The sequence below is a fragment of the Halalkalibacter urbisdiaboli genome (assembly GCF_002156385.1).
Classification (GTDB): domain Bacteria; phylum Bacillota; class Bacilli; order Bacillales; family Bacillaceae_D; genus Halalkalibacter_A; species Halalkalibacter_A urbisdiaboli.
Window position 1 is genome coordinate 595403 of the sequence record NZ_MVJM01000002.1, and the last position, 245, is coordinate 595647.

The following is a 245-nucleotide window of genomic DNA, read 5'->3' on the forward strand; positions in this document are numbered from 1 at the left end:
TACGCTATTACAGCAAGGTAAAATCAGAATCGTTTTGATCCCTTCCTTTGCTCGATTTAAATCACGTGGCTTCATATGTGTTAATACCTGATCACTTCCACAATACGGACATTGATGCAAATAAATATCATTATATTGCTTCTCATAAGGCCACGTGTTTTGAAATGGTACAACACTCATGAGTTTCTCCCCTTCCAAACACCTAATCTATAAGTGAACCCGTTCAAAGTTTTTCAAAAAAAAGC

At 36.3% G+C, this 245-nt stretch carries 1 protein-coding gene; it reads right to left on the minus strand.

Annotated features, from left to right (window positions below; translation table 11 throughout):
- Nucleotides 1-180: hypothetical protein (locus B1R93_RS10750; protein ID WP_088103967.1), on the minus strand; the 180-nt coding region annotated here is incomplete at its 3' end.
- Nucleotides 181-245: the final 65 nt, after the last annotated feature.